Source organism: Streptomyces sp. SCPE 10 (assembly GCF_051980735.1).
In the GTDB taxonomy this organism is placed as follows: domain Bacteria; phylum Actinomycetota; class Actinomycetes; order Streptomycetales; family Streptomycetaceae; genus Streptomyces; species Streptomyces misionensis.
The window spans coordinates 416,429-438,838 of the sequence record NZ_CP197069.1 but is presented as its reverse complement, the minus strand read 5'-3'; the positions used below and the strand labels follow the sequence as shown (position 1 = coordinate 438,838).

Annotated in this window: 20 protein-coding genes; 9 read left to right on the top strand and 11 right to left on the bottom strand. The window is 72.5% G+C overall.

Annotation, left to right across the window (positions count from 1 at the left end; translation table 11 throughout):
• The first annotated feature begins 101 nt into the window (after positions 1–101).
• Both ACSP97_RS02015 and ACSP97_RS02010 read left to right on the top strand, forming a co-directional pair.
• Entirely contained in the window at positions 102–2,363 is a 2,262-nt protein-coding gene (locus ACSP97_RS02015; protein ID WP_440556166.1) for a heavy metal translocating P-type ATPase, read from the top strand.
• 27 nt (positions 2,364–2,390) lie between these two features.
• A complete protein-coding gene (locus ACSP97_RS02010) occupies positions 2,391–2,660 on the top strand; it encodes a metal-sensitive transcriptional regulator (protein WP_355529264.1) in 270 nt (89 codons plus the stop codon).
• Between the two features lie 62 nt (positions 2,661–2,722).
• Here ACSP97_RS02010 and ACSP97_RS02005 read toward each other — a convergent pair whose 3' ends face one another.
• A complete protein-coding gene (locus ACSP97_RS02005) occupies positions 2,723–2,893 on the bottom strand; it encodes a hypothetical protein (protein WP_355529267.1) in 171 nt (56 codons plus the stop codon).
• Between the two features lie 109 nt (positions 2,894–3,002).
• Between ACSP97_RS02005 and ACSP97_RS02000 the strand changes: the two genes are divergently transcribed.
• The 6 genes from ACSP97_RS02000 to ACSP97_RS01975 all read left to right on the top strand — a co-directional run bounded on the left by ACSP97_RS02000 (position 3,003) and on the right by ACSP97_RS01975 (position 7,709).
• A complete protein-coding gene (locus ACSP97_RS02000) occupies positions 3,003–3,395 on the top strand; it encodes a BlaI/MecI/CopY family transcriptional regulator (RefSeq protein ID WP_355529270.1) in 393 nt (130 codons plus the stop codon).
• Entirely contained in the window at positions 3,392–4,375 is a 984-nt protein-coding gene (locus ACSP97_RS01995) for a M56 family metallopeptidase (RefSeq protein ID WP_440556165.1), read from the top strand. The genes ACSP97_RS02000 and ACSP97_RS01995 overlap by 4 nt, the downstream gene beginning before the upstream one ends.
• Before the next feature lie 92 nt (positions 4,376–4,467).
• Complete coding sequence (locus tag ACSP97_RS01990; protein WP_355529276.1) at positions 4,468–4,941, top strand: GNAT family N-acetyltransferase; 474 nt, start codon at positions 4,468–4,470, stop codon at positions 4,939–4,941.
• A gap of 203 nt (positions 4,942–5,144) precedes the next feature.
• Complete coding sequence (locus ACSP97_RS01985) at positions 5,145–6,005, top strand: class I SAM-dependent methyltransferase (RefSeq protein ID WP_440556164.1); 861 nt, start codon at positions 5,145–5,147, stop codon at positions 6,003–6,005.
• A gap of 211 nt (positions 6,006–6,216) precedes the next feature.
• Positions 6,217–7,158 (top strand): helix-turn-helix transcriptional regulator, encoded by a 942-nt coding sequence (locus ACSP97_RS01980; protein ID WP_355529281.1) that lies wholly within the window; start codon positions 6,217–6,219, stop codon positions 7,156–7,158.
• 107 nt (positions 7,159–7,265) lie between these two features.
• Positions 7,266–7,709 carry a Fur family transcriptional regulator gene (locus ACSP97_RS01975; protein ID WP_355529284.1) on the top strand — a complete coding sequence of 148 codons (444 nt, stop codon included), beginning with the start codon at positions 7,266–7,268 and terminating at the stop codon, positions 7,707–7,709.
• A 55-nt stretch (positions 7,710–7,764) separates the two neighbouring features.
• On the opposite strand, the gene ACSP97_RS01970 is transcribed toward ACSP97_RS01975, so the two are convergent.
• The 6 genes from ACSP97_RS01970 to asnB all read right to left on the bottom strand — a co-directional run bounded on the left by ACSP97_RS01970 (position 7,765) and on the right by asnB (position 15,066).
• Complete coding sequence (locus ACSP97_RS01970; RefSeq protein ID WP_358300126.1) at positions 7,765–8,121, bottom strand: hypothetical protein; 357 nt, start codon at positions 8,119–8,121, stop codon at positions 7,765–7,767.
• 267 nt (positions 8,122–8,388) lie between these two features.
• Entirely contained in the window at positions 8,389–9,708 is a 1,320-nt protein-coding gene (mshA, locus tag ACSP97_RS01965; RefSeq protein ID WP_435854241.1) for a D-inositol-3-phosphate glycosyltransferase, read from the bottom strand.
• A 106-nt stretch (positions 9,709–9,814) separates the two neighbouring features.
• Positions 9,815–11,395 carry a class I tRNA ligase family protein gene (locus ACSP97_RS01960; RefSeq protein ID WP_440556163.1) on the bottom strand — a complete coding sequence of 527 codons (1,581 nt, stop codon included), beginning with the start codon at positions 11,393–11,395 and terminating at the stop codon, positions 9,815–9,817.
• Between the two features lie 46 nt (positions 11,396–11,441).
• A complete protein-coding gene (locus tag ACSP97_RS01955) occupies positions 11,442–12,179 on the bottom strand; it encodes an SDR family oxidoreductase (RefSeq protein WP_355529291.1) in 738 nt (245 codons plus the stop codon).
• 128 nt (positions 12,180–12,307) lie between these two features.
• Positions 12,308–13,273 (bottom strand): hypothetical protein, encoded by a 966-nt coding sequence (locus ACSP97_RS01950; protein ID WP_355529294.1) that lies wholly within the window; start codon positions 13,271–13,273, stop codon positions 12,308–12,310.
• On the bottom strand, positions 13,270–15,066 hold the full coding sequence (gene asnB, locus ACSP97_RS01945) for an asparagine synthase (glutamine-hydrolyzing) (protein WP_440556162.1): 1,797 nt from the start codon (positions 15,064–15,066) through the stop codon (positions 13,270–13,272). Before asnB ends, ACSP97_RS01950 begins: the two co-directional genes overlap by 4 nt.
• A 192-nt stretch (positions 15,067–15,258) precedes the next feature.
• Between asnB and ACSP97_RS01940 the strand changes: the two genes are divergently transcribed.
• The gene (locus tag ACSP97_RS01940) at positions 15,259–15,999 is read left to right on the top strand and encodes a PIG-L deacetylase family protein (protein WP_355529299.1); all 741 of its coding nucleotides are present in this window, start codon (positions 15,259–15,261) and stop codon (positions 15,997–15,999) included.
• 10 nt (positions 16,000–16,009) lie between these two features.
• Here the strand turns inward: ACSP97_RS01940 and ACSP97_RS01935 are convergent, their stop codons facing one another.
• From ACSP97_RS01935 to metH, 4 genes are read right to left on the bottom strand one after another with little or no spacing between them, the layout of a single operon-like run.
• Positions 16,010–16,690: a maleylpyruvate isomerase family mycothiol-dependent enzyme gene (locus ACSP97_RS01935; protein WP_355529302.1), complete on the bottom strand. Its 681-nt coding sequence runs from the start codon at positions 16,688–16,690 to the stop codon at positions 16,010–16,012.
• 19 nt (positions 16,691–16,709) lie between these two features.
• The gene (gene ahcY / locus ACSP97_RS01930; RefSeq protein ID WP_440556161.1) at positions 16,710–18,113 is read right to left on the bottom strand and encodes an adenosylhomocysteinase; all 1,404 of its coding nucleotides are present in this window, start codon (positions 18,111–18,113) and stop codon (positions 16,710–16,712) included.
• The gene (gene metF / locus ACSP97_RS01925; protein WP_355533462.1) at positions 18,103–18,960 is read right to left on the bottom strand and encodes a methylenetetrahydrofolate reductase [NAD(P)H]; all 858 of its coding nucleotides are present in this window, start codon (positions 18,958–18,960) and stop codon (positions 18,103–18,105) included. The genes ahcY and metF overlap by 11 nt, the downstream gene beginning before the upstream one ends.
• Positions 18,957–22,352 (bottom strand): methionine synthase, encoded by a 3,396-nt coding sequence (metH, locus tag ACSP97_RS01920; protein ID WP_440558539.1) that lies wholly within the window; start codon positions 22,350–22,352, stop codon positions 18,957–18,959. Before metH ends, metF begins: the two co-directional genes overlap by 4 nt.
• Positions 22,353–22,410 lie beyond the last annotated feature (58 nt).

The window sequence follows — 22,410 nt, the reverse complement described above, 5'->3', positions numbered from 1 at the left end:
GGCCGGGCAGCACCGCCCGGCCCACCCGCGTCGGGGCGGGGCCGTCCGCCCGCGGTGCCCGCCCCGACTCCGTACCACCACCAGCTCCGAGGAGCAGAGACATGACCACCACCACGCCCGGCGCGGCCGAGGTCGAACTCGCCATCGGCGGCATGACCTGCGCCTCGTGCGCCGCCCGGATCGAGAAGAAGCTCAACCGCATGGACGGTGTCGAGGCCACCGTCAACTACGCCACCGAGAAGGCCAAGGTCAGCTTCGGCCCGGACGTCGCGGTCGCCGACCTCATCGCCACCGTCGAGGCCACCGGCTACACCGCGCGCGAGCCCGAGCCGCCGCGCACCGAATCCGGCGACGGCGGCGGCGCCGCACCGGAGATCGACCAACTGCGGCCGCTGCGCGAGCGGTTGACCGCCGCCGTGGTGCTCGCGGTGCCCGTCATCGCGATGGCCATGATCCCGGCCCTCCAGTTCGACAACTGGCAGTGGCTGTCGCTCACCCTCGCGGCACCCGTGGTCACCTACTCCGCCTGGCCGTTCCACAAGGCCGCCTGGACCAACGCCCGGCACGGCGCGGCCACCATGGACACGCTGATCTCCGTCGGCACCGCGGCGGCCTTCCTGTGGTCGCTGTGGGCGCTGTTCTTCGGCACGGCCGGCATGCCCGGGATGCGGCACCCCTTCGAGCTGACCATCGCGCGCGGCGACGGCGCCGGGAACATCTACCTGGAGGCCGCCGCCGGCGTCACCGCCTTCATCCTGGCCGGGCGCTACTTCGAGGCCCGCTCCAAGCGCAAGGCGGGCGCCGCCCTGAAGGCCCTGCTGGAACTGGGCGCCAAGGAAGTCACCGTCCTGCGCGACGGCCGCGAACACCTCGTCCCCGTCGCCGAGTTGAAGGTCGGCGACCGCTTCCTGGTCCGGCCCGGCGAGAAGATCGCCACCGACGGCACCGTGGTGGAGGGCTCCTCCGCCGTGGACGCCTCCATGCTCACCGGCGAGTCCGTGCCGGTCGAGGTCGGCGTCGGCGACGGCGTCACCGGCGCCACCCTGAACGCCGGCGGCCGGCTCGTCGTCGAGGCCACCCGGGTCGGCGCCGACACCCAACTGGCCCGCATGGCCAAGCTCGTCGAGGACGCGCAGAACGGCAAGGCCGCGGCCCAGCGCCTCGCCGACAAGATCTCGGCGGTGTTCGTCCCCGTGGTCATCGCCCTGGCCATCGGCACCCTGGGCTTCTGGCTGGGCAACGGCGCCGGCATCACCGAGGCGTTCACCGCCGCGGTCGCCGTGCTGATCATCGCCTGCCCGTGCGCGCTGGGCCTCGCCACGCCGACCGCGCTGATGGTCGGCACCGGGCGCGGCGCCCAGCTGGGCATCCTGATCAAGGGTCCCGAGGTGCTGGAGACCACCCGCAAGGTCGACACCATCGTCCTGGACAAGACCGGCACCGTCACCACCGGCCGGATGACCCTGCTCGCCGTGCACACCGCCGACACCACCGACGAGGCCGAGGTGCTGCGGCTGGCCGGCGCCCTGGAGCACGCCTCCGAGCACCCCATCGCCCAGGCCGTCGCCGCGGGCGCCGCCGCCCGCGTGGGCACCCTGCCCGCCCCCGAGGACTTCGCCAACATCGCCGGCCTCGGCGTCCAGGGCATCGTGCAGGGGCACGCGGTCCTGGTCGGCCGGGAGAAGCTGCTCGCCGAGTGGGCGATCGAGCTGTCCGACAAGCTCGCGCACGCCAAGGCACGGGCCGAGGCGGCTGGCCGTACCGCCATCGCGGTGGCCTGGGACGGCGAGGCCCGCGCGGTGCTGGAGGTCGCCGACGCCATCAAGGAGACCAGCCCGGAGGCGATCCGCCGGCTGCGCGCGCTGGGCCTGACGCCCATCCTGCTGACCGGTGACAACCGCGCGGTCGCCGATGCGGTCGCCGCGGAGGTCGGGATCGCGCCCGAGCACGTCTTCGCCGAGGTCCTCCCGCAGGACAAGGTCGACGTCGTCAAGCGCCTCCAGGGGGAGGGCCGTTCGGTCGCCATGGTCGGCGACGGCGTCAACGACGCCGCCGCGCTCGCCCAGGCCGACCTCGGTCTCGCGATGGGCACCGGAACGGACGCCGCCATCGAGGCGGGCGACCTGACGCTCGTCCGGGGTGACCTCAGGGTCGCGGCGGACGCGATCCGGCTGTCCCGCAAGACGCTGGGCACCATCCGCTCCAACCTCTTCTGGGCCTTCGCCTACAACGTGGCGGCCCTGCCGCTCGCGGCCGGCGGCCTGCTCAACCCGATGATCGCCGGCGCGGCCATGGCCTTCTCCTCGGTCTTCGTGGTCGGCAACAGCCTGCGGCTGCGCGGCTTCCAGCCGGCGGACCGCTGAGCTGCCGACCAGGACAAGGAGGCCGCCGTGGCCCACCAGGACGACATCGTGAGACGACTGCGCCGCATCGAGGGCCAGGTCCGCGGCCTGCAGCGGATGGTCGAGGAGGGCGCCTACTGCGTCGACGTCCTCACCCAGGTCGCCGCCACCAACGCCGCGTTGCAGTCCTGCGCGCTGGCACTGCTGGACGAGCACCTCAACTCGTGCGTCACGGAGGCCATCGTGGAAGGCGGTGAACAGGCCAGGACCAAGATCAGCGAGGCCTCCTCGGCCATCGCCCGGCTCGTCCGGGCCTGATGGCCGGCCCCCGGCACGAAGGGGCCCCGGGCGGAGCGATCCGCCCGGGGCCCCTTCGCGTGTCACCTCCCCTTCGTCGCGCACTCCGCGCGCAACCGCAGCCCGAGACTGACACACGGGCCGAACACCTGGCCCAGCAGCACCGGTTCGGCCTCGCCCAGGCTGGCTCCGCAGAGCCTGGCGCACCCGCCCTTCGCCTGGCCGCCAACCATGTTCCCGCTGAAGGTCACCATGCTTCGACCATACCCCCGCGGGGTATCTGGGCGGCATCGGTGATTCTGCACCGACGGTGTTTGTCCTACGATGTGGAGCACCTCGGTGACGGGCGGCGGAGGGGAACAGGTGCGACGGCTCGGTGGTCTGGAAGCCGAAATCATGGACCGTCTCTGGAACTGGGGACGGCCCGCCACGGTCCGGGAGGTCGTCGACGACATCAACAGGACCAGGCCGGTCGCCTACACGACGGTGATGACGGTCGCGGACATACTGCACCGCAAGGGTATGCTGCGGCGCGAGAAGGCGGGCCGCGCATGGCTGTACGAGGCCCTGCGCAGCCGGGAGGAGTACACCGCGAGCCTGATGCAGGAGGCGCTCGGCAGCACCGAGGACCGGCAGGCCGCGCTCCAGCGCTTCGTGGCGCACATGTCGCCGGAGGACGTCTCCGTGCTGGAGGCCGCCCTCCGCGCCGCCGGGCACCGGCCCGCCGGCGAGGTGCCACCGGAGAGACCGTCGTGAGCGGACTCCTCTACCGGATCGGCGAGTTCCTGCTGCCCCTGCACCACGTCCTGCCGCCGTTGACGGTGGCCGCCGTGGCCGGGGTGGTGCTGCCGCGCTTCCTCGTGCGCAGCCCCTGGGCCCACCGGACCCCGCGGCTGACGCTCGGGCTGTGGGGACTGCTGGTGCTCGTCCTCACCGCCTCCCTGTCCCTCGCCGTGCTGCAACTGTTCTTCCCCGTCGCGGAGAGCCACCGGATGTCCGAGGCGGCCGAGGGCTGCTTCCTCTCCGGAGGAGCGCGCTGCGCCGCCGTCATGCTGGACGACATGGGACGGTTCAGCGCCCGCGCCTGGGCGGGCTTCGCCGCGGCCGTCTGCCCGCCGTTCGCCCTCGCCCTGGCCTTCGCACGGGAACTGGCCGAGTTCCGGCGCCGCCGCCTCAGGCACGCCGAACTCGTGCGGATGGTGGGGACCTGGCGCGCGGAATTGCGGGCCACCGTGCTGCCGCACACCACGCCCGCCGTCTACTGTCTGCCCGGACGGGCGCCCCAGGTGGTCGTCAGCGAGGGCGCCGTCCGCGCGCTGACCGAGGAGCAGCTCGCGGCCGCGCTGGAGCACGAGCGCGCGCACATCACCGGGCGCCACCACCTGCTCACGGCCGCCGCCTCGGCCGTGGGGGCCCTCGCGCGGCGGCTGCCGCTCGCCCGGTCCGTGCGCGACGAGGTGCCGCTGCTGCTCGAGATGGCCGCCGACGACCGGGCGTTGCGCCGCTGCTCGCGCCGGTCGCTCGCCGTCGCCCTGTACGCGGTCGCGGCCGGGCAGGCGCCGCACGCGGCGTTGGCGGCGGGCGGGTCGTCGGCCGTGCTGCGCATGCGGCGCATCCTCGAACCGCCGACCGAGCGGCCCACGGTGCAGGGGGTCGCGCTGCTCGTGCTGACGCTGGCGGTCGGTCTGCCCGCGCTGGCGGGGCTGTGCTGTTCGGTGCCGGGGCTCGGCATGTGAACGGCCCGCCCCGTCCCGACTGCCCTGCGGAATAGGGTGGTCACTGTTCGCATCGGGGGAACCAAGGTCGGCCTACGGGAGGTTCTGCCCTGATGAGCGTGGACGTACGGGCCGCCGTCGCCATGGACGCGGCCCCGATCTCGCACCTGCTCGCGACGGCGATACGGCACAGCTGCACGGGGGTGCTCGCACCGGACGACGTGGCACGGCTGGTGGGCACGAACTGTTCGCTGCCGCGCCTCACTGCCGAGATAGGGATACCGGGCGGCGCCCCCGGCTGGCTCGGCTGGCTGGTGGTGGCGGAGCCCGACGGACGGATCGTCGGCGCCGCGGCCGGCGGTGTCCCCGGCGCGAGTACGGGCGAGATCTACACCCTGTGCACCGCGCCCGACCGGCGCCGCCGCGGCATCGGCGGCGCGCTGCTGGCCGCGATCGGCGACCGTATGCGCCCCCTGGAGGCGCGGCGCCAGCAGGTCACCCTGCTGCGCGACGGCGATCCCGCGCTGGCCTTCTTCACGGCCCGCGGCTTCACCGGCGAGGGACGGCGGCTGGTCCGGGCCCTGTGAACCGAGCGGTCCGGCGGCGAGGGAGCACCGGGCGGCCCCGCGACCGCGAAGGACCGTGGCGTACCCGCGCGTTGGCGTGAACGCGCATTCCTCCTGGCTGGACCGCCGCCGACATACCCGGACACGATGGTCGGGCGGCGTGGCCCCGGCGGCACGGGGGCCGCCCGGAGGGCCGGGACCGGCCGAGGCCACCTGGAGGGACCATGCACACACACACCGGCACATCGCCGCGGCCCGCGGCCGGACCGGACCTGCCCCGCCCGGCCGCCACCGTGTCCCCGGCGCCGCCCGGCCTGCTCCCGGGTCTGGAGTGCCTCGCGCCGCTCACGGCGGAGGACGACTGGCTCCAGGACGCCCTGCTCGGCCCGTTCAGCGGTGACATCCTCGACTATCTGGCGCTGGCCAGGACCACCGGCGGGCCGGTACTCGACCTCGGCTCGGGCGCGGGCCGGCTCGCCGTGCCCCTCGCGCGCCACGGATTCACGGTGGAGGCGGTCGACCGGGACCGGCGCAGCCTGCACCGGCTGCTCGACTGGGCCCGGCGCGTCGGCCCCGGGGTGCGCGAGCGGATCACCGCCACCCGCGCCGACCTGCTCCGCCTGCGGCTACGGCGGTCCTACCAACTCGCCCTGATGGCCGGGGCGGTGATCACCGCGGTCCCACCGTGGTCCCGCCCCCGGGTGCTGCGGCAGATCGCCGGGCACCTGGGGCCGGACGGCGCGCTCGCCTTCGACTACACCGCCCATGACGCCGCCGGACTGATCGAACACCCCCACCGCGCCTGGTCGTTCGAGGTGCCGAGGTTCGACGGGACCGCCGAATGGGTCGTGGTGCGGCAGGACTTCGACCCCGTGGCCATGCGCGAGCACATCAGCTACGCCATCGAGCGGTCGGAGCGGGACCACGCCCGGGCCGCGTCGGTGACGACCGACAAGTGGGTCGTCAACCGGACCGACTTGCACCGGGAGTTGAGGGTCGCGGGCCTGTGCGTCGCCGACGAGCGGCAGCACTGGCTCGACGAGCGGACCCGGAGCGTGCTGCTCGTGTGCCGCGTCCGTTCGTGACGAGCGTCACATTACTAAGCAGCATCGGAGATCCTTGGCCACCTTTGTGACATGGTGTGATCGGAGAGCTTCGCACAATCACAAGGGGGGCCACTTCACGGTGAGCAATGGCAGTGGCGGTGCAGGGACGCAATCCACTGGTCTGGCTCTCACCCTCTACCGGCAGCTACGCGCACGGGGGGCGTCGAGCCTGCGCCAGGTCGCGTCCGACATGGACTTGTCGGAGGACGACCTCGCACGATGTCGTGAGGAACTGATCGGCCTCGGCCTGGTCGTCAGGACCGGCCAACTGCACGCGAGCCGCCTGGAGCCGGAGCCGGGGGACACGGCGGAGACCGATGTGGTCACCGTCATCGCCCCCGAGATCGCCCTGCTCAGGCTGCTGGAACGGGAGCGCGCCCGGCTGCGCCACCATCTGGAGCAGGCGGACCGCGCGCACCACACGCTCAAGACGCTCGCCGGCAACTTCCTGCGCACCGAGACGCTGGCCCGGGCGGTCGGCGTGGAGATCGAGATCCTGCACGACTACCGCAGGATCCAGCAGGTGCTGGAGGACATCACGGTGACCGTCCAGGGCAACCTCGCCTCCATGCACCCCATCGCGCGCGGCCGGGAGATTCCCGAGCGGGCGCTGGACCGGGATCGGCGCCAGATCGAGAAGGGCGTCCAGGTTCGTTCCATTTTCAGCCAGCGTCTGACCTCGGTTCCCGAGGACGCGGAACACCTGCGGATGAAGGCGAAGCTCGGCGTCCAGGTGCGGCTGTCGCCCGTCGTCCCCATGAACATGATCATCGCGGACGAGCAGTTCGCCCTGCTGCCGGTCGACCCGGAGGACGGCTCGGCCGGCGCCATCCTCGCCCGCGGCTCCGCCCTGGTGCGCTCCTATCGGACCCTGTTCGAGCACTGCTGGCACACCGCCACGCCCTACGGTGAGCAGGTGCTGCCCGCGCGGGGCGGTGACGGGCTGTCGGAACAGCAGCGGGCCGCGCTACGCATGCTGGCCTCGGGGATGAAGGACGAGAAGGTCGCCCGCGGCCTCGGTGTCTCGCTGCGCACGGTGAGCCGTATGATCTCCGAGCTGATGCAGGAACTCGGCGCGTCCAGCCGTTTCGAGCTGGGAGCGCGGGCCGCCCGGCTCGGCTGGCTCGACTGATCCGCCGGGGGTGTTCTCGGCCACCCCCTCCTCCGCCCCCGCGCCCTGGGTGAACCAAGAGGTACGATGATGCATTCAAACTTTTGGTCTCACCAGATGGCGGGAAGATGGCACGCGAAGCGGTGGCAGAGGGGCGCGAGACGGCGATCCGGCAACTCCGCGATGCAGGGCTGCGGGTCACCAGCCCGCGTCTCGAAGTGCTGCACGTGCTCGCGGCGGGCGATCATCTCGATGTCGAGGGCCTGACGGCCGCGGCGCGCGAACGGCTGGGCACACTCACCTCCCAGGCCGTCTATGAAATGCTGCGGCATTTTCTTGAAGCGGGTTTGGTGACGAAATTCGAGCGGCCCGGCTGGCCGGCGGTGTTCGAAATTTCGGGGCCGCGTCACCAGCATGCGCTGTGCGTGCAATGCGGGCGCGTGGAAAATGTCGCCCACCAGGCCCCGGTACTGCCGCGAAAAGATCTCCCGGACTGGGATCTGAACGACGCCGACGTTGTTTTCAAGGGGCTGTGCCCGGACTGTCGTTCCGCCGCCTCGGCGGGGCGGTGAACAGCGGGGCCGGGGAGGCGGGAAGCACCTCTCCCGGCCCGGTGGGGGATCCGCGTCAGACCGCCGCGGGCGGGGCCGGCCAGTTGTTGTCGTCCGTCGACGCGGGGGTGGCGGGCCAGTTGTTGTCGACCTGGGTGGCGCCGGTGGGCCAGTTGTTGTCCGCCGGGGCGGGGGTGCTCGGCCAGTTGTTGTCCGCGGGCGTCGCGACGCTGGGCCGGTTGTTGTCCGCCGGGGTCGCGGTCGGGGCGGGCGTGGTCGGCCAGTTGTTGTCGGCCACGGCATGCTGCGCGGTACCCGCACCCGCGGTGGTGGCCGCGACCGCCCCGCCCGCGACGGCGGTACAGACGAGGGCGGCCAGGGCGAACTGGCGGGCGACGGTGCGGAAGCCGGTGGGGCGGGAAGACGCGGACACGATTTCCTCCAGGAAGTGATCGATTGATTTCGCCTTCGGGGCCCGTGCCGCCGGGCTTCTTCCGAAGACATTTCCATAATCGCCCTCCTTGGATTGCGAGTCCACGATTCCTCAAGTCGTGGACCTGCCATGGCGCGGATATGACAGCGCCGGGACTGGTGATGCCGAATGGATGCGCCGATGGTGGCTTTATCCGGCCAACCGAAGAAATCAGGCCGGACATCCTTTTTGGGCGAGCCAGCACCTTTGGTCCGCCCAAATGAAATGCTACGCTGGCACAGCGGCCCTTTTGTACCTCCGGGAGGAAGCGGCCGCAGGGGCAGGGACGTGCCGCCGTTCCTGCCCCGCCTTCGAGGCCCGGCCCCGCAGCGCACGGGCGTAAGTGCCCAGCGTCCCGCGGGCCGTCGACCGCCAGTCCAGCCGGCGCGCGTGCCCGGCGGCAGCGAGCCCCATGGCCGCCGCCCGTGCCGGGTGCTCCGCGAACCAGCGCAGCCGGCGCGCGTAGTCGTCCGGGTCGTGCCCCCGCACGAGCAGGCCGGTCACCCCGTCCCGCACGGCGGCGGGCAGTCCGCCGACGGCCGCCGCCAGCACCGGTGTGCCGCACGCCTGGGACTCCAGCGCCACCAGCCCGAACGACTCGCTGCGCGACGGCATCACCAGCACGTCCGCGGCCCGGTACCAGTCCGCCAGCTCGTGCTGGGGAGCGGCCGGGCAAAAGCGCACCACGTCCGGCAGACCCAGCCGCGCGCTCAGCTCGCGCAGCTCGTCCGGGGTCCGTGTGCCCGCCCCGCTGAGCCCGCCGACGACCGGCACGAGCAGCCGCCGGCGCAGCCCCGGTGACTCGCGCAGCAGCGCGGCGATCGAGTGGAGCAGGACATCCGGTCCCTTCAGCGGCTGGATGCGCCCGGCGAACAGCGGGATGAAGCCGTGCTGCGGCAGGCCGAGCCGTGCGCGTGCCGCCCGCCGTCCGTCCGCCGGACGGAAGATCCGCACGTCGACACCGGGCGTCACCACATCGGTGCGGTCGGCGTCGGCGCCATACAGCTCCCGCAACGCCAACCCCTCCTCGGCGGTGTTGGCGATGAGACGGTCCGCTGCCCTGGCCAGTGCCTCCTCCCCGCGCACCCGCAGCTCCGGTTCGGGCCGGTCGCCGGGGGCGAGCGAGGCGTTCTTCACCCGGGCGAGCGTGTGCATCGTGTGCACCAGCGGGAGTCGCCGGTGCTCGGCGACCAGGGCGCCTGCCTGTCCCGCGAGCCAGTAGTGGGAATGCACCACGTCGTAGCGGCCGTGGGCGGTCGCCGCCAGCAGGGAGCGGGCGAAGTCGGGGACCAGGCCCGGCATGGCCTCCTTCGGCAGCGGCCGCCGGGGACCGGCGTCGAGGTGCAGGACGCGCACCCCCGGGGCGAGTTCGACCCGGGGCGGCCGGTCCTCGCCCAGGCAGCGGGTGAACAGGTCCACCCGCGCGCCCTCCCGGGCGAGGGCGCGGGACAGCTCGACCATGTAGACGTTCATGCCGCCCGCGTCACCCGTGCCGGGCTGGTGCAGCGGCGACGTGTGGACGCTGAGCATGGCGATGCGCAGGGACACGAGAGGGACTCCTTCGCTGACGGATTCGCAAACCGGTGTGCCCACCCGCTCCGGGGGAAGGAGTGGGTGGGCACGTGGGTCTCCCGCGGGGTGCGGGAGCAGTGGGTCAGAAGCCGAACACCGGGCCGGACGGCGGGGCCAGCCGCGTTCCCGGGGGCAGCGGGGTGAGCGCGTCCGGGGCCACCGGTCCGCCGGCCGGCACGCGCAGGGCCTGGGACAGCCGCGTCGCACCCTCCGGCATCACCGGCCAGACCCAGGAGGCGAGCGCCGACGCGACCGCCAACTGTGCCGCCAGCGCGGGTAAATGACGCTCCACCCCGGACGGCCGGTGCCGCTCGAACTGGTTGACATACCCGAAGTCCGCGGTGCAGCGGACCACTTCGTCCAGGACGGCGACCGCCCGCCGGGGGTCGAAGGCCTCGGGACCGTACGACTCGCGCACATCGTCGGCGGCCCGGCGCAGCCGGTGGCGCAGTGCCTCCCAGCCCTCGCCGCCCGGCTCCGCGTCCGGCACCCGGCCCGCGCTGTCCTCGCGCACCGACGCGAACAGCCGGCTCAGCCAGCTGTTCCAGGTGCCGTCCAGGAACTCCCGGGTGCGGCCCAGTTCCTCGCGTCCCGTCCCGGTGCCCGGGGCCGGCGGCCGGGCGGTCAGGACATGGCGACGCAGGGTGTCGGACCCGAACTCGGTGAGCAGGTCGAGTGCCCACAGGGCGGACGCGCCGCCCTCCTCGCGCGGCTCCCCGGCGCCGGGGTGGAACGTCTCGTTGACGTGGAACTCCTGGGGCAGCTTCAGCCCGCGGGAGACCAGGATCGCGGGCAGCAGCGCCACATGGCGGAAGGCGTGTCCGAAGCCGCAGAAGTGCACGGCGCGTTCGGGCAGCGGCCGCTTGTCGTGGCCGTACCCGAACAGGTGCATCGCGGCGGCCTCGAAGCAGGCGTCCACGCGGTGCCCGGCGAAGCCGTCCAGGGGCACCGGGACACCCCAGTCGCCCGGGTGGCTCACGGGCACGTCGGGCAGCCCGTCCTCCAGCAGGCTCTCGCACAGCACGGCGAGCCGCGGCGGCAGACCCGCCGTGCGCCAGTGGTCCGCGAGCGGTTCCCGCATCGGCTCCAGCGGCAGGTACAGGCGCCGGCAGCGCCGCGGCCGCGCCGGGGCGCCGCACAACGCGCAGGTGGGATCGGTCAGTTCGCCCTCGTTGGGCCGGGCGCACTCATGGCAGGGGCCGCCCTCGCCGCGGGTCCCGCAGTGGCCGCAGGTGCCGGTGACGTACGCGCCGTGCAGCCAGCGCCGGCAGGACTCGCAGTAGTGCGCCGGCCGGGTGCGGGGCACGATGACGTCCTGCGCGTACAGGTCGAGGAAGAGTTCCTGGAGCCAGTGCCGGTAGCCGCGGTCGCGTCCGGGGTGGACGACACGGTCGAACTCCACGCCGGAGCGGAGCCAGTCGGCGGTGATCGCCGCCCGGTAGCCCTCCGCCACCTCGGCCGGCTTGCGTCCACCGCGCACCGCGCGCAGTTCGACGGACTCGGCGTGGTCGGCCGTGCCCGAGGTGAACAGCACGGGGCGTCCGGCGGCGCGCAGGGCGCGGCTGAGGACGTCGGCGGCGACATACGGTCCGGCGAGATGCCCGAGGTGCAGTTCGCCGTCACTGGCAAGGGGGGTGGCGGTGATCCAGAGTGGGCTGCTCATGGACGGAGCTCCTTGGCGGTGGGGGAGCGCTGCTGAGCCGCGAGCGTCAGCGGGGCTCGAAGTGGAACGAACGGATGAAGCAGTCGCGAGGCTGCTCGACCGCGTAGACGATGCATTCGAACAGGGCTTGGGTGGTGAGCTTTTCGTCGGCGTAGCGCGGGTCCCGGCCGGCCCCCTGCCACTCCGTGGACCGGGGGTCGGCGGTGGAGAAGTCGGGGGGATAGAGCGAGAACACCCGGACCCCGGAGGGGCGCAGCCGGCGGGCGAGGATGTCGGCGAATCCGGCCTGCGCTCCCTTGGCGGCGTAGAACGCCTCGTGCGCGGGGGAGCCGGCCGCCTCGCCGGGTGCGCAGACGGCGACCATGTTCACGATGTCGGGCCGCGGGGAGAGCCGCAGCAGCGGCAGGAAGTGCTTGACCATGAGCACGGTCCCCGCCGCCGTGGACTCGATGGTCTCCACGATCGACTCGTCGGACGCGCCCTCCAGGTCGAATCCGTCGAGCCAGCGGGCGCCGTTGTTGACCAGCAGGTCCACCCGGTCGGTGTGCTCGCCGACCTGCCGCGCGAACGCCTGGATCTCGGACGGCTTGCTGAGGTCGCACCCGAAGGCGTGGATGCGCGAGCGGGCCTCGCCCAGCACCTCGGCCCTGGTGCGTTCGGCGGCCTCGACGGTGCGCGCCGAGACGAAGACCTCGGCGCCGAGATGCGCGAACCCGATGGCGATCGCCCGGCCGAAATACCGGGACGCACCGGTCACCACGACGCGCAGGTTCTGGAATTTCATGGCGGAGACACTCCCCGGTTCGAAAAGCGCGACAGGGACTCGTCCCCGTTGCCCTCGGCGGGATTTCTGGGGCTGACTCCACCCTGGCAGAAAGCCGGGCCGTCCTTCTGGCCTGGGGCGGTGCGCGTTCACGCCGTGACGTGGATACGCCAGGGCAGGGGCAGGGAGCGTTCCAGGACCCGGGCGCGCTTGCCGTGCACGGCGACGTGCGCGAGGCGTCGCCCGCTCCCGGCGGCCGACACCAGCATCGGGCCCGACGGGGTGTCGAGCCGCAGCGGGCGCTCTCGGTCCCCGGCCGCCCACGGCCGCCGGTGCGGACCCTCGGACAGCAGCCAGGGCACCGTCCCCGGTACCTCGCGGGCCGCCGCGAGGCAGAGTCCGCCGGTCAGCGCGAGCCCGGGATGCCAGCCCGCCACGGTGGCCGCGCGGGCCGTGAGCCGGCCGGGGAGGAAGGCGCCCACCGCGGCGACCTTCGGCAGGGCGCCCCCGGCCGGCAGCCCCAGCAGGCGGGCCGCAGCCGCCCGTACGGCGAGCAGCCGTGCGAGCACCTCGGCTCCGGCGCCGAACAGCGCGTCGCGCGAGGACAGGCCGAGGTCGCGGGCTGCCACGAACACATAGGGGTTGCCGTAGCGCACCAGCGACACGGGCAGCCCGCACAGCCGCTGGACGGGACGTCCGGTGGGCAGCAACGCGGCGGTTGGCACGGCCCGTTCGAGTCGTACCGTGTACGAGCCGTCCGGCCGGGGCAGGCAGAGCACCGGATCGCCGGTGGTCACCGCGCGCACCCGCACCGGCCCCCGCCGTCCGGAGGCGACGACGGCCGCGAGCAGGGAATGACCGCAGCCGGCACGGAAGTCGAAGCCGTCCGGCTCGGGCAGGCACTGCACGAAACGGTAGTCGACGTCGTACGACGCGACGGGGGAGCGGCCGACGAGCGCGATCTTGTGTATCCGGCCGCGGCCCGTCTCCTCCAACCAGCGCCGCAGCGCGGTGAGTTCTCCGCGCAGGGCCAGCGCGCCTCGGGGCAGCCCGCCCTGGTCGAGGACGAGGGTCGGGCCGGGCGCGCCCTCGGCCCGGACGACGTCCGCGATCACGCCGCGAGGTCGGTCGAGACCCGCAGCCCCTGGACGACGTCGGTCCACAGCTCGTGGACGGCGAGCGCCCACAGGGTGAGGGCGTCCCGCTGGGAGGGCCGTTCGGCATGCCGGGCGAACAGCGACTGCACCCGGTCGGCACGCAGCTGCCCGCCCCGCCGCAGCCGCGCGGGCGCGAGCAGTTCCCGCACGGACCACAGCAGCGGCCCGTCGGCGGCGAGCATCGCCGACAGCGGCAAAGTGAAGGGCTGTTTGGGCCGGCGGAGCACGGGGGCCGGCAGCAGGCCCCGCCCGGCCTCGTACAGCGCCCTCTTCCCGGTGCGCGGTCCGGTGGGCAGCCGCCGGGCGAGGTCCACCACGCCCGGCTGGCAGAACGGCATCCGGGCCTCGACCGCCCACGCCATGCTGAGATGGTCCACGCGCCGCAGGTGGTACGCCGGCAGCCGCCAGCGCGTCTCGAACGCCTGCAAGGTGTCGGCCCGGTCGGAGCCGGAGGCGCGCAGCTCGGCCGCGATCCGGTCGGCCGCGGAGCCGTGTTCGGCGATGAACGCCCGGTACTCGGGGGTGTAGAGCCACTCCCGAACCAGCCGGGGGGCCGCCGCCAGCGCGTCCACGTAGGCCGCCGTCCAGTCGGTCCCGGCGGGTGCGGCCAGCGCCGTGCGCACCCGGTCGTAGCCGCCGAAGAGCTCGTCGGCGCCGTCCCCGGTGAGCGCCACGGTGAACCCGGCCTCGCGGACGGCCCGGAAGAGCGCGTAGGTGCTGACGGCGATGGGGTCGGCGTTGGGCTGGCCCAGGTGGCGCACCGTGCGGGTCAGCAGCGAGGGGAGTTCGGCGGGGTCGACGCGGACCTCGTGGTGGCGGGTGCGCACGCGCCGCGCGACGGCCCTGGCGTAGGTGTGCTCGGCCTCCGGCCAGCGACCCCGGTACCCGAGGTGGAAGGTGTGCAGCGGCCGCACGCGCTCCGCGGCGAGCGCGGTCACCAGCCCGGAGTCCAGGCCGCCGCTGGTCAGGGCGCACAGCGGCACGTCGACCTCGGCCAGTCGGTGCACCTCGCCGCGCAGCGCCTCCAGCACGCCCGCGGCCGACGGGGCGGGCCCGGCCCCGGCCGCGGGGGCGGCGGCGCGGGGCCCGCAGCGCAGCATGCGCAGCCCCTCGGCGCCGCGGGCCACCGCGACGCTCCCGGGCGGCAGGACGCGGATGCCCGCGAGCGCGGTCTCCGTGCCGAACGGCGTCTTGGTGGACAGCACCGTGTCGAGGGCCTCCGCGCGCGGTTCGGCGGGCACCCCGTCGAACGCGAGCAGGGCGGGGATCTCGGAGGCGAACCGCACGGCGCCACGTTCGCCCTGGTGGTAGTGGAGAGGTTTCATGCCCATGCCGTCGACCGCGAGGACCAGTTGGGGCAGCGGGCCGCGCAGATCGAGGACGGCGACGGCGAACATGCCGTCCAGCTCCTCGGTGAAGGCGGTCCCGAACTCGGTGTACAGGGCGGGCAGCAGGCTGCCGTCGCAGCGGTCCGGGAAGCGGTGACCGCGTGCCTCCAGGCGGCGGCGCAGCTCCCGGTGGTTGTAGATCTCACCGTTGAGCACGGCCACGACGCCCGGCGCGGTCGGCAGGGCGAAGGGCTGGGTGCCGCCCGCCGGGTCGGTCACGGCGAGCCGGTCGCAGCCGAGCGACCAGCCGCGGCCGGTCATGACGCCGCGCTCGTCCGGCCCCCCGTGCCGTTGCCTGGCCGACACCGTGGCGAGTTCGGCGCCGGTGGCCGCGACCGCGAAGGAGCCGAAGATCCTGCACATGCTGGTGGCCTCCGAGACTGTGGATCCGAGACGTGGACTTCGGGACATGGGTGTGCGACACGCATCGACCGAGAGTTGATCCCGACAATGTTTTGAAGCTACCAATTAATTGCCTGGCGCGTAAGTGTCATGGCGTCGACGCGCCACCGGCACCGCCTTGTCCGGCCACCGCCCGGCCAACAGGGTTGACGCATGGAAGATTTCAGGGCCGATCCCCCCGACCGCGGCGCGCCGGAGAGTCTTCTCGTCGTGGCCGCGCACCCGGACGACATCGAATTCTGCGTCAGCGGCACGGTGATGCGCTGGATCGCCGACGGCACCCGCGTGACCTACTGCATCGTCACCGACGGCGACGCCGGCGGCTACGACGAACGGCTGCCCCGCCAGGCGATGGCCGATCTGCGCCGCGCCGAACAGGTCCACTCGGCCAAGCTCAGCGGGGTGCACGACGTGCGCTTCCTCGGTTACCCCGACAGCTTCGTGGAGCCGACCGCCGAGCTGCGCCGCGACCTGTGCCGGGTCATCCGCCAGGTCCGGCCGCGGCGCGCGATCATCCCGAGCCCCGAGATCAACTGGAAACGCGTCGCGGACCTGCACCCGGACCACCGGGCGGTCGGCGACGCGGCCCTGCGGGCGATCTACCCGGAGGCGCGCAACCCCTTCGCGCACCCCGAACTCCTCAAGAGCGAGGGACTCGAACCCTGGATCGTCCCCGAGCTGTGGCTGATGACCGGGCCGACGCCCAACCAGTACGTCGACGTCACCACCGTCTTCGCCCGCAAAGTGGAGGCGCTGCGCATCCACACCTCGCAGACCGCCCACTTCGAGGACCTCGCAGGGCTGCTGCGCGACTGGCTCGCCGAGCACGCCCGGGCGGGCGGACTGCCCCCGGGCCGGCTCGCCGAGGCCTTCCAGATCGTCAGCACCGAGTGAGCCGTCCCGCTCACCGGTAGATGCACAGCTCCTTCTCCGTGGCGCCCGACAGGTGGTAGCGGGTGCCGACGAGCGGACGGCCGGTGTAGATCCGGATCAGCGTCGGCAGATCCCCGCGGAACTGCGCCAGGGGACGCTCCGCGCAGGGGTTCCCCAGCGGCAACGGCGCGTCGGCGCCCGGGAGATGGGCGTGCAGACCGGGGGTGCCGCGCTGCCGGCTGGTTGCCGTCAGCAGGGGGAGGGCGTGCGCCACGCTCTCCCCGGCGTATGCCCCCCGCTCGCCGAACGCCTCGCGCACGTCGCCGGCGTGCACCCACTCGCCCAGCGCCACCGCGTCCAGCCGGTCGTCGCAGCGCCGGGCGATGACCTCACCGGCCTCCGTGAGGCCCTGCTCCAACTCGTCCAGCACGCGCTCCAGCGGCCAGTCCGCGCGCTCCGCCACATCCGCGGCGTTCGCCTCCGGCAGGAACGCGCCCTCCTCCAGCCGGCCCTCGACGATGCGGATCAGCGCCGCCCCGCAGTGGGCGAGAACCTGGCGCACCGTCCATCCGGGACAGGCGGTGCGCAGTTCGAACAGCTCCCGGGGAGCGGCACGCAGCAACGGCATCAGCGCGTCTCGCTCGGTGCGGAGCAGGCGGCCGGGAAGGGCGGGGTCCCGGCCCGCCGCCGCGTACGGGGTGTGCTCGGGCATCTCTGTCTGCTCCGCGCTCTCAGTAGCGGTAGTGGTCCGGCTTGTACGGGCCGTCGACCTCGACACCGATGTAGGCGGCCTGCTCCGGGCGCAGCTTGGTCAGCTTCACACCGAGCGCGTCCAGGTGGAGCCGGGCGACCTTCTCGTCCAGGTGCTTGGGCAGCACGTACACACCCGTCGGGTACGCGTCCGGCTTGGTGAACAGCTCGATCTGGGCCAGGGTCTGGTCCGCGAACGAGTTCGACATCACGAACGACGGGTGACCGGTGGCATTGCCCAGGTTCAGCAGCCGCCCCTCCGACAGCACGATGATCACCTTGCCGTCCGGGAAGGTCCACGTGTGGACCTGCGGCTTCACCTCGTCCTTGACGATGCCCGGGATCTTCGCCAGACCGGCCATGTCGATCTCGTTGTCGAAGTGACCGATGTTCCCGACGATCGCCTGGTGCTTCATCCGGGCCATGTCCGAGGCCATGATGATGTCCTTGTTGCCCGTCGTCGTCACGAAGATGTCGGCCTTGTCCACGACCTCGTCCAGCGTCGTGACCTGGTACCCGTCCATCGCCGCCTGCAGCGCGCAGATCGGGTCGATCTCCGTCACGATCACCCGCGCACCCTGACCGCGCAGCGACTCCGCACACCCCTTGCCGACATCGCCGTAACCGCACACCACCGCGGTCTTCCCACCGATCAGCACATCGGTGGCCCGGTTGATACCGTCCACCAGCGAGTGCCGGCAACCGTACTTGTTGTCGAACTTCGACTTCGTGACCGCGTCGTTCACATTGATCGCCGGGAACAGCAGCACACCGTCACGCTGCATCTCGTACAGCCGGTGCACACCCGTCGTGGTCTCCTCCGTCACACCACGGATACCGGCGGCGACCGCCGTCCAGTCGAGGTCGCTGCGCTCCAACAGAGCCCGGAGCACAGCGAGTTCCTCGCTGTCGGCGGGCGGGAGGTCGCCGGTCTTCCGGAAGGCCACGCCCAGATGGACGAGGAGGGTGGCGTCACCACCGTCGTCCAGGATCATGTTCGGGCCGCCGGTGGGACTGTCCGGCCAGGTCAGCGCCTGCTCGGTACACCACCAGTACTCCTCCAGGGTCTCGCCCTTCCAGGCGAACACCGGGATCCCGGCCGCGGCGATGGCGGCGGCCGCGTGGTCCTGGGTGGAGAAGATGTTGCAGGAAGCCCAGCGGACCCTGGCGCCGAGCGCGACCAGGGTCTCGATCAGCACCGCGGTCTGCACGGTCATGTGCAGAGAGCCGGTGACACGGGCGCCGGCGAGAGGCTGGGCCTCGGCGTACTCCTTGCGGATCGCCATCAGACCGGGCATCTCGTGCTCGGCGAGGGTGATCTCCTTGCGGCCGAACTCGGCCAGCGAGAGGTCGGCGACCTTGAAGTCGTGGGTGTCAGCGGACACTGAGGCTCCTCGAGGCTTGGATGGTGCGATGGATGTCCAGGGCCGCCGTCGAGCGGTTCAGGGTGATGTAGTGCAGACCGGGCGCCCCCTCGGCGAGGAGCCGGTCGGCCATGGCGACGGCGTGGTCGACGCCGATGCGGTGCGCGACGGCGGGATCGTGCCGGGCCGCCTCCAGCCGGTGCGCCAGGTCCTCCGGGAAGGTCGCCGCGCTGAGCTCGGCGAACCGGCGGATCTGGCGGACGTCGGTGGCGGGCATGATCTCCGGGATGATCGGGGTCTCGCAGCCGGCCGCGGCGACCCGGTCCCGCAGCCGCAGATAGTCCTCCGCGCGGAAGAACATCTGCGTGATGGCGTAGTCCGCGCCGGCCTTGCACTTGGCCACGAAGTGGCGCAGGTCGGTCCGGGCGTCGGGTGAGCGCGGATGCCCCTCCGGGAAGGCCGCCACGCCGATGGTGAAGTCGCCCAGCGAGCGCAGCAGTTCGACCAGTTGGTAGGCGTGGGTGAACCCGTCGGGATGCGGGACCCAGGGGCCCTGCGGGTCGCCGGGCGGGTCGCCGCGCAGCGCGAGGACGTCACGGATGCCCGCGTCCGCGTAGCTGCCGACGATGTGGCGCAGTTCGGCCACCGAATGCCCGACGGCGGTCAGATGGGCGACCGGACGCAGGGTCGTCTCGGCGGCGATGCGCCGGGTGAGCGCCACCGTACGGTCGCGGGAGGAACCCCCCGCCCCGTAGGTGACCGACACGAAGTCCGGCCGCAGCGCCTCCACTTTGCGCACCGTGCTCCACAGGGCACGCTCGCCCGCGGCGGTGGCGGGTGGGAAGAACTCGAACGAGAAGGTGGTCATGAGCGCCGCCCGGCGTTGAAGTACCCCGCCTCGGGGTGATGGATCACGATCGCGTCCGTGGACTGTTCGGGGTGGAGCTGGAACTCCTCGGACAGCCGGACCCCGATCCGCTCGGGTTCCAGCAGGGTGGCGATCTTGGCGCGGTCCTCCAGGTCGGGGCAGGCCGGGTAGCCGAGGGAGTAGCGGCACCCCTGGTAGTCGGTGCGGAACATGCCGTCCAGCGAGTCCGGATCGGCGCCGGCGATGCCGAGTTCGGCGCGGACGCGGGCGTGCCAGTACTCGGCGAGGGCTTCGGCCAACTGGACGGACAGGCCGTGCAGTTCGAGGTAGTCGCGGTAGGCGTTGGCCTCGAAGAGCTTGGCGGTCTCCTCGCCGATGCGGGAGCCGACGGTGACGACCTGGAAGCCGACCACGTCGGTCTCGCCGGACTCCTCGGGGCGGAAGAAGTCGGCCAGGCACAGCCGCCGGCCGCGGCGCTGGCGGGGGAAGGCGAACCGGGTGCGTTCCGCGCCGTGCTCGTCGAGGATGATCAGGTCGTCGTCCTTGGAGACGCAGGGGAAGTAGCCGTGGACGACGGCCGCTTCCAGCAGGTTGCGGGTGCGCAGCAGATCGAGCCAGCCGCGCAGCCGGGTCCTTCCCTCGGTCTCGAACAGGTCCTTGGTCAGACCCCATTGGCCTTTGAAGAGGGCGCCTTCGTCGAGCCAGGAGGCGTATTCCTTGAGCTGGATGCCCTTGCTGACGCGGGTGCCCCAGAACGGCGGGGTGGGCACGGGGTTGTCGGTGGCGACGTCGGAGCGCACGTGTCCTTCCTCGGGCCGCTCGGTCACCTCCGCCGCGGCCGTGGCCCGGACCCGGCGCTGCCGCAGCTCGGGCAGCTTCGCACCCGGCACGCCGCGTTTGACGCCGATGAGGGCGTCCATCAGGCGCAGGCCCTCGAAGGCGTCGCGGGCGTAGCGGACCTCGCCGTCGTAGATCTCGTGGAGGTCCTGTTCGACGTAGGCGCGGGTGAGGGCGGCGCCGCCGAGGATGACCGGGAAGCGGGCGGCCAGGCCGCGCTGGTTGAGCTCCTCCAGGTTCTCCTTCATGATCACGGTGGACTTCACCAGCAGCCCGGACATGCCGATCACGTCCGCGCGGTGTTCCTCGGCGGCCTCCAGGATCGCGGAGACGGGCTGCTTGATCCCGAGGTTGACCACGTTGTAGCCGTTGTTCGACAGGATGATGTCGACCAGGTTCTTGCCGATGTCGTGGACGTCACCGCGCACCGTGGCCAAAACGATGGTGCCCTTGCCCTCGGCGTCCGACTTCTCCATGTGCGGTTCCAGATAGGCGACCGCGGCCTTCATCACCTCGGCGGACTGCAGCACGAACGGCAGCTGCATCTGCCCCGAGCCGAACAGCTCACCGACGACCTTCATGCCGTCCAGCAGCGTCTCGTTGACGATGTCCAGCGCCGGCCGCTCCGCGAGCGCGGCGTCCAGGTCGGCTTCCAGACCGTTGCGTTCCCCGTCGATGATCCGCCGCTTGAGCTGTTCCTCCAGGGGCAGCGCGGCCAGTTCCTCGGCCTTGCCCGCCTTCAGCGACTTCGCCGTCGCCCCCTCGAACAGCTGCATGAGCTTCTGCAACGGGTCGTAGCCCTCGGCGCGGCGGTCGTAGATCAGGTCCAGCGCGGTGGCGACCTCCTCCTCGCTGAACCGGGCGATGGGCAGGATCTTCGAGGCGTGCACGATCGCCGAGTCCAGTCCCGCCTTCACACACTCGTCCAGGAACACCGAGTTCAGCAGGATCCGCGCGGCCGGGTTCAGCCCGAAGGAGATGTTCGACAGCCCGAGCGTGGTCTGCACCGCGGGATGGCGCCGCTTCAGCTCCCGGATCGCCTCGATCGTCGCCACACCGTCCCCGCGGGACTCCTCCTGGCCCGTGCAGATCGTGAACGTGAGGGTGTCGATGAGGATGTCCTCCTCACGGATCCCCCAGTTCCCCGTCAGGTCCGCGATCAGCCGCTCGGCGATCTCCACCTTCTTCCCGGGGGTGCGGGCCTGGCCCTCCTCGTCGATGGTCAGCGCGATCAGCGCCGCACCGTGCTCCCGCGCCAGCGCCGTCACCCGCGCGAACCGCGACCCGGGCCCCTCCCCGTCCTCGTAGTTCACCGAGTTGATCACCGCGCGCCCGCCCAGCTTCTCCAGACCGGCCCGGATCACCTCCACCTCGGTGGAGTCCAGCACGATCGGCAGCGTCGACGCCGTCGCCAGCCGCCCGGCCAGCTCCTCCATGTCCGCGACACCGTCCCGGCCGACGTAGTCCACACACAGGTCGAGCATGTGCGCGCCCTCGCGGATCTGCTCGCGGGCGATCTCCACACAGTCGTCCCAGCGGCCCTCCAGCATCGCCTCACGGAACTTCTTCGACCCGTTCGCGTTCGTGCGCTCACCGATCGCCAGATACGAGGTGTCCTGCCGGAACGGCACCGACTGGTACAGCGAGGCCGCACCCGGCTCCGGCCGCGGCGCACGCGCCGACGGCACCATGTCCCGCACCCGCTCCACCACCTGCCGCAGATGCTCCGGAGTCGTGCCGCAGCACCCGCCCACCAGCGACAGCCCGTACTCACGCACGAACGTCTCCTGCGCGTCCGCCAGTTCAGCCGGACCGAGCGGGAAGTACGCGCCGTCCTTGGCCAGCACCGGCAGGCCCGCGTTGGGCATGCACAGCAGCGGGATGCGGGCGTTGCGGGCGAGATGGCGCAGGTGTTCGCCCATCTCGGCCGGTCCGGTCGAGCAGTTCAGGCCGATGAGATCGATGCCCAGCGGCTCCAGGGCCGTCAGTGCCGCGCCGATCTCCGAGCCCAGCAGCATGGTGCCGGTGGTCTCGAAGGCCATCGACACCAGCAATGGCACGTCCAGACCGAGGGTGTCCAGGGCGCGCCGGGCGCCGAGCACGGCGGCCTTGGTCTGGAGCAGGTCCTGGGTGGTCTCCACGAGCAGCGCGTCCGCGCCGCCCGCCAGCAGGCCCTCCGCGTTCGCCTGGAAGCCGTCGCGAATCGTGCCGTAGCCGATGTGCCCCAGGGTGGGCAGCTTGGTGCCGGGGCCCATGGAACCCAGCACCCAGCGCTGCCGGCCCTCCCGGGCGGTGAACTCGTCCGCCACCTCCCGGGCGATCCGGGCGCCCGCCTCGGACAGCTCGTACACCCGGCCGGCGATGTCGTACTCCGCCATCGCCGCGTGGTTCGCCCCGAAGGTGTTGGTCTCCACGCAGTCCACGCCCACCGAGAAGTAGGCCTCGTGGACCGAGCGGACGATGTCCGGGCGGGTGACGTTGAGGACCTCGTTGCAGCCCTCCAGCTGCTGGAAGTCCTCCAGCGTGGGCTCCTGGGCCTGGAGCATGGTGCCCATCGCCCCGTCGGCCACCACCACCCTGGTCGCGAGCGCCGTCCGCAGGGCGCCGGTCCGG